The following is an 11,232-nucleotide window of genomic DNA, read 5'->3' on the forward strand; positions in this document are numbered from 1 at the left end:
ACTCGTTGAACGTGTCGCGGCTCTTGTCAAAAGCACTCGGGCCCTGCTCGCCCTGAGGCTGGCCCTGCTGGCCAGGCTGCGCGAACTGCGCCTGAGCACCATCGCCCTGAGCGCCAGCAGCGCCTGCGGCACCAGCTGCACCAGCAGCGCCCGCGGCGCCAGCAGCACCTGCTGCCGGGGCACCACCGAAGTTGGCCTGTGCCAGGTCGCGGAGGGCAGCGATGTTGATCTCCGGTGCGTTCGGGTCATCCAGCTTCTGGTCGTAGAGGGTGCGACGTTGCGGGTCACCGAGAATGTCGCGGGCGATGCGCAGTTCCTCAACACCACCGGGGTTGGTGGCTACGCCGGAGTTGATGCGCTGATCCAATTCCGCGCCCAGGGTGGCGGGATCCGCGGAGCGGTCCAGGCCGAGCGAATTGTAGAGGTCGTAGTGTGCCATGTCCTTACTGTTTCCTTTCTCGAATCCCGCCGCAGATGGCCGGGTCAACCGCGTCAAACATCTGCCAGACTAGACCCCACCCGGCAGCTGTGCCTGCCTAGCGGGCAAAAATCCTGCAGTCACGCTGTCTAGGGGTGAATAATAGCGGAGCATTTTCAGCCTAGACACATGAAGCATGCCAGGATTATTACGGTAACTATTGTGAATCTCGCAAACTTCGGCGGGGGTGCACCCTGCCGAGGGCGCGTCGCTTGATTGATCGTGTGAGTTAAAGGAGCACAGCCATGACCCAGCAGAATCCGGGTTCCTACAACTGGGGAGCCCCCACCCCGGCGAACGGTGCGCGCCAGCCGCAACCGGCCCAGCCTGCCCAGCCGGCACAGCCGCAGCAGCCGCAGTTCAATAAGCCGGCAGGTTCGGGTGGTGTGCCGACGATTCTCAAGGTCGCACTGACCATCCTGGTGGTGCTGGCGCTGGCTTTTGCGGGACTGTGGATCTTCCAGAAGCTGCGCCCCACCCCGACCGGCCCGCTGGGCTGGGATGAGGAGACGCTGGTATCCAAGCTGGATGGCGGTCAGCTCACGGAGTGTGAACTGGGCAGTGACTTCTTCGATTCAGTCGGTGTGAAGGATGTGGCGAAGGACTCCTACCAATGCATCGGCACCACGGCTAGTGCGGACGGCTCGGACTTCGAGGTCACGCTGGACACTTCCGCCGAGGCAAGCGATAACGGTAAGTCCCCGAAGGACGCGGACCTGTCGGCGTGGAAGGAATCCGCTGATGGTTTCGACGTACCGGATGAGGTGCAGGACCTGGCTGTTGACACGTACGGTCCAGGCCAGAAGTGCACGATGTCGAGCTCGCAGCCGATGTTCAAGAAGGTGAAGCTGAGCACGAATGGTCCGTGTGCAGCGCTGTACCCGATGGCTCGTCAGCTGAATAACCTGCAGACGCAGTACGACTGGGAGCGCACCTCCCACGGCATGTTTGACTTTGACTCGCCGGAATTCCTTGAGGTGAAGGCCGAGCCGCAGTCCCTGGTTGTGCCGGTGTACAAGCAGGCTAAGGAAGAGGCCAAGGCATTCGGCGACAAGCTGGAGATCGAGGACGACGATTACGAGGGCACGACGTTCACCATCACCGGGGGCAATATTGCCGGTAGCCAGTCGCCGGAGGTGTGCGTTGTTGGTGACGTCCAGCTGGGTAAGAAGACTGGGGAGTACGCCTACAACTTCCACCTGCCCAACCGTTATGTTGCGCTGTTCCCGAATGGCCAGCGTGTTTCGCTGAATGCAAAGGATTACCCGATCCGTCTGAAGGAAGGCGAGTCGAAGAAGGGTCTGCGTTTCTGCTCCTCCTACACCCCGGAGGTGGCAAGCAGCGAGTTCGTGATCTTCGTCGGTGATTCCACCGGTGGCCCGCACGCCACCTGGGTGATCCAGGACGGCGGCGGAGATGACGCCAAGAAGGGCGAGGAGGCCTAGGCGCCGGCCTCGTCACCCATATTTTTAAAGCCGACGCCGACGGGCACGCCGACATTATCAATCAGTCGGACGGGCCCGAAGGTGGCGGCAGCGAGTAGTCGTGCGTCGCCAACTTCCGGCGCGGGACCAAAGCCCAAAGAGCGCAGTTCGAGGTAATCGGGGGTAATACCAGCTGCGTCGAGGACGCCGCGTGCGGTTTCAAGCACGACGTCAGCGCCGTGTTCAGCGGCATGCGCGCCGGCGGTGAGGGCGGCGGAGAGGGCGAGGGCGGCGTCGTGAAGCGAATCTGGGACTTCTTCGTTGCGCAACGCCATCGCGACACCACCCGCCGCACGGACGGTGGGCAGGCTGTGCAGCAGTACCTCCATGCGCAGCGCGCTGACCGCCTGCTGGAGGGCGACGAGCTCTTCGAAGTCTTTCTCCCCCATCACCACGTCGGTGGCGTGCGTTGCGTTGATCGCAGCGATCGTGCGCGTAATGGATTCAGCGATCGCGTCCGGATCTTCCAGGTGATCAAGCTTAGGCACGACGCGCACGGGGGTGGACAGGTCACCGTGGAAGACCACATCGACGCCCTCGCGCGCGAAGTCTTCCGGCACGTCGTCGCCGTTGTAGGTGACCATCACGATCGCGCCGAGCAAGGATTTCGCCGCGCGAATCAGCGAGATATGTCCCGCATGCAACCCACGTCCGAGCGGCACGAGCACCACGCGTTTGCCGGTTTTGCGGAAGGCACGGCCGTACGTCGCCAGCTGCGCGGGATCCGTGACCACGACAGCTTTCCCAGGTTCAAAACTCATAGGTTTAAGGGTACGGCCTGCCATTGCGTGCTTGACGACGCCCCTCCAGCCCCTCATACAGCTCCCTCGCCGCCGGGTCCGCGATGGCAGAACCAATCAATTCGCGCGTTGCGGCGTCTACGGGATACGCGTACGGGCGGTCCCCACCGTTAAGGAATTCGTCCATTTTCACGTCTACAGCAGGAATCACGCTGCGCAGCAGGTTGTAAGCGTCCAACCGCACTTCATGTTCCAGTGCGCGCAGCCGTTGCGCGGCCATGAGCACCGGGCGATCGGCGTCAGCAATGGGGACGGCCATGCCACCGATCTCGCCAATGAGCAGGTTCACGGTCGCCTCACCGAGTTCATCCGCGGCGGAAGTGACCCAAAAATCATCGAAAATATGGTGCGCGGCCATCACCACGGCACCGCGGACCTCCAGCGGGTCGAGCACCTGCACGCCGTCACGCAGCGAGGTGTGCAACACCATCTGCCCATGACGGATATGGGGTTCGAGGGCATCGATGAGGGGCACGGTGGCGTCGATAAGCACAAGATCATTGTTCGCCGCCTCCGCAACGGGCGCGTCAACGGTGACCATGTGCCCAACGCGCGCGAGTTCAGAGGCGAGTGTGCTACTTTCCGATGCCCACACCCGCAAGCGTGGTGCCCCCACTACTTGCCCTTCTTGCTGCGTGCGAGCAGCTCAGCGACGGTAAGCGCACCTTCGCGGTTCGCGTCCGCACGACGGCGACCGCGGCTCTCCTGCTCCTCGGCCTCAGCTTCAGCGCGACGTGCCTCTTCCGCTTGACGACGTCGCTCCGCCTCCTGCCTCTGCCGCTCCTTCTCCAGCTCTTCCTGGCGCTCGCGGATCAGATCCGTCAGCGGGTTGCGGCCTTCCGGCGCGCGGTGCGAACCAACACGACCCGCGACCGCATCCGAGGAAGGCCCACGGTGCACGTGCGGCTCCTCGTGCTTCGGCTGCTGCTTCGGCGCCTCTTGCTTGGGCTGCTCCGTCTGCTTGGGCTGCTTGCTCAGCGCGTTGATCGCCTGGTTTTCACCCTCGTCGCGCACCGGCTCGATTCGTGAGGTGTCGTCGTTGGCGCCAGCTGCACCCCAGCTATTCGTTGCGGGATGCTGCGGTGCAGACGTCCACTGGTCCGCACCCCACTGGTCCGCACGCGGCTTCGGCTGCGGCTGTGGTTTCGGCTGTGCCTTAGGCTGCTGCGGCTTGGGCTGTTGTGGCTTGGGCTGCTGCGGTGCCGGGGTCGGCTGCGTCGCCCACTGGTTCGCCTGCTGCTGCGGTTGCGGCTTCGGTTGCGCAGGCGCGCTCGGCTGCTGCGGCTGTGCCTGCGCTGGCTCCTTCTGCGAATCGCTCGGCGCGACACGGTCAGCGCGGGCTTCGATCTCCTTGACACGGCGGGCCTCGGCCTGAAGGGCGGCGGGCTCGTAGCCGAATTCGCGGCCGGAGAGGTCTTCGAGCTGGTTACGCAGGGTAGCCAGCTCCTCACGGATCTCACGGAGCACCTCAAGGTCGACTGCCGGGGGCAGGCCTTCGCCAGCGCGGGCTGCCTCAAGAGCGTAGTGGTCCGCTTCGTGGCGGGCGCGGAGAGCATCGATCTCTGCCTGGTACTCACGCTCACGCGAGGCAGCTTCAGCCTCCAGACGCTCACGCTCGTGACGGGCACGGCTGACCAGCAAGAAACCGCAGATGGCGGCCCACAGGGCAGCGAGCAGCGCGATCTGTAGCCACACAGCAGAGTCGCTGAACAGCATGATCACTGTGGCAATCAGTGCCAGTGCGATCAGAACGATCATCCACACATTGCCGCCGTCACGCGACCGATTTTCCGCAGTCATGTCCAACACTCTAACCCGCTGCTTCACCTTCGGCAGGTGGCGACACCTCGCAGGAGCGCTCAAGAATCACACCAGCCACGGCCAATGCCACACCGCCAAGGGTTCCGGAGATCACGCCGGGGAGGTCAGCTTGTGCGGCAGTGAGAGTGTTCATACGGGGCAGCACCCACACCGCCAGGCCCAAGAACCAGCCACCGATGATCGCGCCGGACCAGGCGGAGGCCTTCGCGATGACCATGAAATTAGCCATCATCATGGGGTTGATCTGTGAGCGATCCAAACCAACTCGGCCTTCTTTGCGGCGACGCCGAACCATCACCGTGAGGAAAGCACACATTGCGGCAACAGCCCACAACGGCAGCGACCATAGCGGGGAGATCGTCTGCCAGGAGCCGTAGAAACGACGCACCAGGATCAGCGCGGCTGCTGCGAAGAAGCCAGCGACGCCCACCAGAGCGGTGATGTTGGTGCGGGTCATGTGGGGGTCACCTCGTCGTCAAGGTTTGCGATGAGTTCATTGATATCGCGTCCACCCAGCACCCCGTTTTCCAGTTCCACCCAAGGAACGAGCACGAAGGCACGCTCGTGCGCGCGTGGGTGCGGCACGGTCAGGTCAGGCGTATCTACTGTGATTTCCTCACCGTCCTCATACAGCGCAACGATGTCCACGTCCAAAGTGCGCGGCCCCCACCGGACCTCACGCACCCGGTGTGCTTCTTGCTCGAGACGCTGGCACCGGGCAAGCAGCTCATGCGGGGTCTGCGTCACCTCAACGATGAGGGTCTGGTTCAAGAAATCGTCTTGCTCCACCCCACCCCACGGTGCGGTGCGGTACACACGCGACGCTGCGATCAGCTCATCAGCGAAGTCTTTTTCTACCGCGGCGAGGTGCGCGCGGGAGTCTTCCATATTGGATCCGGTGGACAGCACAGCACGCATGTTGATTCCTTAGTTTCCAGCCACGGGGCGGTTGGCGGTCATGGATTTGCGGGAGCGGCGGGCGGTGACGGCCACGTCATCCAGCACGAGCCCGACTGGCGCATGCGGTTTGTGCACGGTGACCTCCACCGCGTGCAGCTGGGCGAATGTGTCCATGGCGCGCTCGGCGATCTCGGTGGAAACGGTCTCCACGAGTTCCCGGCGCGTGCCCTTGACCGTGTCGGCGGCGAGCTGGGCAAGCTCGGCGTAGTTGACGGTCTTGGTCAGGTCGTCATCGCGCGCGGCGTCGGCGAAATCGAGCCAAGCGGTGATGTCCACGATGAATGGCTGGCCGTATTCCGCCTCGTGCGGCAACACCCCGTGGCCAGCGTGGACGCGGATACCGGTGAGCTGGATGCGGTCAGCCATTTAGTTCTCCCCGGCTTCCGCGCCGTAGGACGCGCCGAGACGCCATGCGGCAGCGACATCGACAGCATCGCGAGAAACGTCGACTTCGTGTACGCGGACTGCCCACGCGCCGAGGTGCGCGCTGACTGCGGTGACCGCCGCGGTCGCGGGGTCCGCGAGCGATGGGTTCGCCTCCAGCCCGCGGTTCGCGCGGATCTCAGTGAGGAAACGCTTGCGGGATGCGCCGACGAGAATCGGCAGGTCGCCAGAGATGAACTCTGGCAAAGCGTTCAGTAGAGCCCAGTTATCAGCAGCGGTCTTGGCAAAGCCGAGGCCCGGATCGAGCACGATCTGGGAGTGCTCCACGCCCGCGGCGACAGCATTGTCGGTGAGGCGTGCGAGCGTTTCGTGCACATCAGCCACGACATCGCCGCCGTGGTCAGCAGAACCCGCGGCGTCGCCGAAGTCCGCATTGTGCACCGTGCGCCAGTGCATGAGGCACACCGGCAGGCCGGTCTCCGCCATCACGCGGTACATGTCCGGATCAGCCAGGCCACCGGAGACATCATTGATCATGTCCACGCCAGCTTCCGCGGCAACAGCAGCCGTGGATGCGCGCATCGTGTCCACCGATGTGCGGATTCCTTCGGCGTGCAGCGCCTCAATCACCGGCTTGACGCGCTCGGCTTCCAGTTCAGCGGGCACGCGGGTTGCACCCGGGCGGGTCGATTCCGCACCGACATCGATCATGTCCGCGCCCTGCGCCACTAGCTCCTTCGCGTGCGCGATAGCGCGGTCGCGGTCGAGCCATTTTCCGCCGTCGGAAAAGCTGTCTTCCGTGACATTCACAATGCCCATGACCAGCGTGCGGCTGGGCGTAGTTAGATCTGCAACAGTGACCATAATTACCCTCTGATCAGGCTCAATACTTCAGCGCGCGATGCAGCATTGCGTTTGAATCCGCCGCGCACAGCCGACGTCGTCGTCATTGCGCCCGGCTTCCGGATACCACGCATTGCCATGCACAGGTGCTCACATTCGATGACCACGATCACGGATTGTGCATTCAGCTTATCGACGAGCGCATCCGCAATCTGACTCGTCAACCTCTCCTGCACCTGCGGCCGCTTGGCGTACATATCCGCCAGTCGTGCCAGCTTGGACAAACCAGTCACGTGGCCGTCCTCGCCAGGGATGTAGCCGATGTGCGCCACACCGTAGAAGGGCACCAAGTGGTGCTCACACGTGGAGTAAATCGGCACATCACGCACCAGCACGAGTTCTTCGTGGTTTTCCGCGAAGGTCTTTTCCAGCACCGTCGTCGGATCCGTGTGCAGGCCGGCGAAGACTTCTTCGTAGGCACGCGCGACACGTGCTGGGGTCTCCAGCAGACCTTCGCGGTTCGGGTCCTCCCCTACCGCAAGCAGCAGTTCACGAACTGCTGCTTCAGCGCGTTGCCGATCAAATGCCGGTCGCTGCTCCACGCCAGTCTTATCGGTCTCACTCATCTTCAGGCCTCCTGTGCCGCGGTTCATACTGCTCTTCTGGTCGGGGCAGCTGCTCAGTCGGTGCATCGCCTTCGCTCCAATTCGGCTTTGCCAACCCCGATGAATCAGCACTCGGCGACTCCTCGCCAGCATTCTGGTTAGCGTCCTTGCGCTCATCCGCACGGTCGTCCCACACGTGGTCCGGCTGCTCATTTTCCGGCAGACGGAAACCGATCACCTCAGTGGGCTGCGCTGCCTGCTGCGTCGGATTCTGTGGCTGGGTCTGCGGTGCGTTCTGCTGCTGATTGTTCACCGGGTACTGCGCTTCGCCAGGGTGCTGGGCATTGCGGTTATCGCCGCTGAAGGACCAGTCGGCCGGTGGCTGGGGGCCGTCGTAACGCGGTTGATTTTGCTGGCCCGGGTTGGGCTGCCACTGGTTCGGATTCGGCTGGTTCTGCCCCTGCTGGTTCCGGTCTTGCGGGAGCCAGCGGTTATTCAGCTCTGCTTCACGCTCAGCTTGACGGCGGGCGCGGGCCTTCTGGGAGGCCTCGAGCAGGGAGAATTTCTTCGGCGGTTCCTCGCCGCGCTCCTCAGCCAACTCAACTGGGGTCTTCACCGGTTCGCGGCCAATCTGACGGGGGAAGCGGGAATCCACAATCTCAAGGCCGGAGCCCTTCGGCTCAATGCCATCGAAGATTGCTTCCAGGTCACCGCGACGCAGAGTCTCCTTCTCCAACAGCTTGGAAGCGAGAGTGTCCAGGTAGTCGCGGTGCTCAGCGAGGATGGAGTAGGCGCGGGCATGGGCGGCGTCGATAAGCTCGTGCACCTCGCGGTCGATCGTCTCAGCGATGGCTGGCGAATAATCCAGCGTGCCGCCACCCATTGCGCGGGCGAACGGGTCGCCGGCTTCGTCTCCGTATTTGACGGTGCCGAGCGCGGAGCTCATGCCGTATTCCATGACCATGCCGCGTGCGATCTTGGTGGCCTGCTCAATATCGGCAGAGGCACCCGTGGTGGGCTCACCGAAGACGAGTTCTTCTGCCGCGCGGCCGCCCATGGCGAAGACCAGGCGTGCGAAGAGCTCATCGCGGTTGTACATGCCCTTGTCGTCCTCGGCTGCAGTCATGGCGTGGCCGCCGGTGCGTCCGCGGGCAAGGATGGTCACCTTGTACACGCGCTCGATGTCCTTGAGCGCCCACGCGGAGAGCGTGTGACCGCCTTCGTGGTACGCGGTGACCTTCTTTTCCTTCTCAGAAATCACCTTTGACGAGCGACGCGGACCACCGATGACGCGGTCGGTCGCTTCCTCCAGCGCGTCGGCCGTGATCACGTTGCCGCCAATGCGGGCGGTGAGCAGCGCAGCTTCGTTGAGGACATTCGCCAGGTCCGCACCCGACATGCCTGCGGTGCGCTTGGCCAGCGACTTCAAATCCACATCCGGACCCAATGGCTTACCCTTTGCGTGCACACCAAGGATCATTTCGCGGCCGGCCAGATCCGGGTTGGTCACCGGGATCTGACGGTCGAAACGGCCCGGGCGGAGCAACGCCGGATCCAGGATGTCTGGGCGGTTCGTCGCCGCGATAAGGATGACGCCCTCACGGTCACCGAAGCCGTCCATCTCCACGAGCAACTGGTTCAGGGTCTGCTCGCGCTCATCGTGTCCACCACCGGTGCCGGAGCCACGCTGGCGACCGACCGCATCGATCTCGTCGACGAAGATGATGCACGGGCTGTTCTCACGTGCCTGCTTAAACAGATCACGCACACGGGAGGCACCGACACCGACGAACATCTCCACGAAATCCGAACCGGAAATGGAATAGAACGGCACTCCTGCCTCACCGGCGACAGCACGGGCAAGCAGCGTCTTACCAGTACCGGGAGGGCCGTAGAGCAGCACGCCGCGCGGAATCTTCGCGCCCAGCTGCTCGTAGATTTCCGGATCCTGCAGGAAGTCCTTGATCTCCTGCAGCTCATCCACTGCTTCGTCCGCACCAGCGACATCCGCGAAGGTATTCGTCGGCATGTCCTTGGACAGCTTCTTCGCCCGCGAACCACCGATGCCGAACATGCCGCCACCAGCCTGCATGCGGTACATGAAGAAGAAGATCAGGCCGAAGATCAACAGCATCGGCAGCATGAAGCCCAGCATGGACATCAGGAACGATTCCTGCGTCACATTCGTGGTGTACGAATCTGCCTCCGCGCCCTTGACCGCGTTGAAAATATCCGGGGTAGTCCGCGCCGGGTACTGCGCCTGGATCTCTTCGATCCCTTCGCGTTCCTCAACGGTGATCGGCTCACGCAGGGTCAGCCGGACACGCTGCTCGCGGTCGTCGATTTGCGCTTCCTCGACGTTTTTCTCAGCAAGCTGTTGCAGCGCAACAGAGGTGTCTACCTCGGCATAATTACGCGAATCATCCCCGATCAAAGTGACCAGGTACAGCAAAATAAGCAGAACGGCACCGATGATGCCGTAACGCGCGACGTTCTTGTTATTCATCTAGTCCTGTTGTGGGTAAGTAGCCAAAAGTTGCAGTTCCTACAGCCTACTCACCGTGGCAAGTTCAGCACTGCGGACGGTACACAATCCGCCAACGCCTGCGCGATGCGCACTAGATTTCGACGGACTCCGGCCCCTCTTCGCGCGACGGCACGAGCTGGTCATCCGTGTCCGAGTACACGCGCGGGTGCAGCGTGCCCACGTACGGCAGGTCGCGGTAGCGCTCCGCGTAGTCCAAGCCGTAGCCAATGACGAATTCATTCGGGATATCAAAGCCGACGTCCAGCAGATCAATCTTCGCCGTCTGCACCTCAGGCTTACGCAGCAGCGTGATCACATTCAGGCTCTTCGGCTGACGGCCAGACAGGTTCTTTAGCAGCCACGACAAGGTCAGACCCGAGTCGATGATGTCCTCCACGACCAGCACGTCACGGCCGGAGATCTCCTTGTCCAGGTCCTTCATAATGCGCACGACACCCGAGCTCGTCGTCGAATTGCCGTAGCTGGACACCGCCATGAATTCCACTTCCGACGGGATCGACAACGCACGAGCGAAATCGGTGAGGAAGTACACCGCACCCTTGAGCACGCACACCAGGATGAGGTCATTGTCCGCATCGCGGTACATCTCGGAGACCTTGTCCGCCATCTCCTGGATGCGGTCCTTCAGCTCATCCTCAGGGATCAGGATTGCCTCAACATCCTCGCCGTAGCGGTGCGGCGGGACATCGAAATTCTTAGTTTCGCTCAGCCTCGTTCCTTCAGCCATACCGCTATCTTGCCAGAAGATCGCTTATCGACGACTCCCCCGCCCCCTCATTCCTCACCCCAGCCACTCTGTCCTTCGATACGCCGGAGGTATCCGGAGATATACGGGCAACACCCAGCCTGAATACGGTGCCACTAGATGCGTTTGAAAGCGCTTCCTAAATCCCCAGGTCATCTGTTTTCACTGTGACGGAAGTGACTCGGATCTCAAACGCATCTAGTGGCGTTCTACGTGCTGCGCGAGACGTGGCATGTGCAGCGTGCGAGAGACGGTATGCAGCGTGCGAGACTCGGCTAACCGACAACTAGAAAACTCTCGATGCGGGCGACGCTAAGGCCGCCACCGATCACCACGGGGCCCTGCCCGTGCCAGTCGGTGCAAAGACGCTCGATATCCGCCAGCTGCGCACCGCCGATTGTTTGTTGCCCTTGCTCGCGCAGCCACGCGAGGATCCGGCGCCGGCGGACAGGTGCTGGGGTGGCCGCCAAGGCAGAACAGTCATTGGTCGGGCCGAGGTCGAATAGATTAGAAACGAGTTCTTGATCAGCCACGATCCGTTCCGCAGTGCGGGCAAGAGCCGGA

Annotated in this window: 12 protein-coding genes and 1 pseudogene; 1 reads left to right on the plus strand and 12 read right to left on the minus strand. The window is 62.7% G+C overall.

Features of this window, described 5'->3' with window-relative positions:
- Positions 1–439 (minus strand): annotated as a pseudogene (locus tag Q0X21_RS09110) (hypothetical protein); the annotation flags it as partial.
- A gap of 284 nt (positions 440–723) precedes the next feature.
- On the opposite strand from Q0X21_RS09110, the gene Q0X21_RS09115 reads away from it, so the two are divergent.
- Complete coding sequence (locus Q0X21_RS09115) at positions 724–1,923, plus strand: hypothetical protein (RefSeq protein ID WP_297851573.1); 1,200 nt, start codon at positions 724–726, stop codon at positions 1,921–1,923.
- Here Q0X21_RS09115 and Q0X21_RS09120 read toward each other — a convergent pair.
- The 11 genes from Q0X21_RS09120 to Q0X21_RS09170 form a co-directional block, all read right to left on the minus strand.
- Positions 1,920–2,723, minus strand: a complete 804-nt coding sequence (locus tag Q0X21_RS09120; RefSeq protein WP_297851574.1) for a pantoate--beta-alanine ligase — start codon at positions 2,721–2,723, stop codon at positions 1,920–1,922. The genes Q0X21_RS09115 and Q0X21_RS09120 overlap by 4 nt on opposite strands.
- A 4-nt stretch (positions 2,724–2,727) precedes the next feature.
- A complete protein-coding gene (locus Q0X21_RS09125; protein WP_297851575.1) occupies positions 2,728–3,378 on the minus strand; it encodes a hypothetical protein in 651 nt (216 codons plus the stop codon).
- Positions 3,378–4,562 carry a DUF6779 domain-containing protein gene (locus Q0X21_RS09130; protein ID WP_297851576.1) on the minus strand — a complete coding sequence of 395 codons (1,185 nt, stop codon included), beginning with the start codon at positions 4,560–4,562 and terminating at the stop codon, positions 3,378–3,380. The genes Q0X21_RS09125 and Q0X21_RS09130 overlap by 1 nt, the downstream gene beginning before the upstream one ends.
- Before the next feature lie 10 nt (positions 4,563–4,572).
- Entirely contained in the window at positions 4,573–5,040 is a 468-nt protein-coding gene (locus tag Q0X21_RS09135) for a DUF3180 domain-containing protein (protein WP_297851577.1), read from the minus strand.
- Positions 5,037–5,501, minus strand: a complete 465-nt coding sequence (gene folK, locus Q0X21_RS09140; protein ID WP_297851578.1) for a 2-amino-4-hydroxy-6-hydroxymethyldihydropteridine diphosphokinase — start codon at positions 5,499–5,501, stop codon at positions 5,037–5,039. The genes Q0X21_RS09135 and folK overlap by 4 nt, the downstream gene beginning before the upstream one ends.
- Before the next feature lie 9 nt (positions 5,502–5,510).
- Positions 5,511–5,909, minus strand: coding sequence for a dihydroneopterin aldolase (gene folB / locus Q0X21_RS09145; RefSeq protein WP_297851579.1), 399 nt, complete (start codon positions 5,907–5,909; stop codon positions 5,511–5,513).
- Complete coding sequence (gene folP / locus Q0X21_RS09150) at positions 5,910–6,791, minus strand: dihydropteroate synthase (RefSeq protein WP_297851580.1); 882 nt, start codon at positions 6,789–6,791, stop codon at positions 5,910–5,912.
- Between the two features lie 2 nt (positions 6,792–6,793).
- On the minus strand, positions 6,794–7,396 hold the full coding sequence (gene folE / locus Q0X21_RS09155) for a GTP cyclohydrolase I FolE (protein ID WP_297851581.1): 603 nt from the start codon (positions 7,394–7,396) through the stop codon (positions 6,794–6,796).
- Positions 7,389–9,881, minus strand: coding sequence for an ATP-dependent zinc metalloprotease FtsH (ftsH, locus tag Q0X21_RS09160; RefSeq protein WP_297851582.1), 2,493 nt, complete (start codon positions 9,879–9,881; stop codon positions 7,389–7,391). Before ftsH ends, folE begins: the two co-directional genes overlap by 8 nt.
- 112 nt (positions 9,882–9,993) lie before the next feature.
- On the minus strand, positions 9,994–10,650 hold the full coding sequence (gene hpt, locus Q0X21_RS09165) for a hypoxanthine phosphoribosyltransferase (protein ID WP_297851583.1): 657 nt from the start codon (positions 10,648–10,650) through the stop codon (positions 9,994–9,996).
- A gap of 293 nt (positions 10,651–10,943) precedes the next feature.
- On the minus strand, positions 10,944–11,232 hold a 289-nt coding region (locus Q0X21_RS09170), incomplete at its 5' end, for a TilS substrate-binding domain-containing protein (protein WP_297851584.1).

This window comes from uncultured Corynebacterium sp. (assembly GCF_947253065.1).
Lineage (GTDB): Bacteria > Actinomycetota > Actinomycetes > Mycobacteriales > Mycobacteriaceae > Corynebacterium.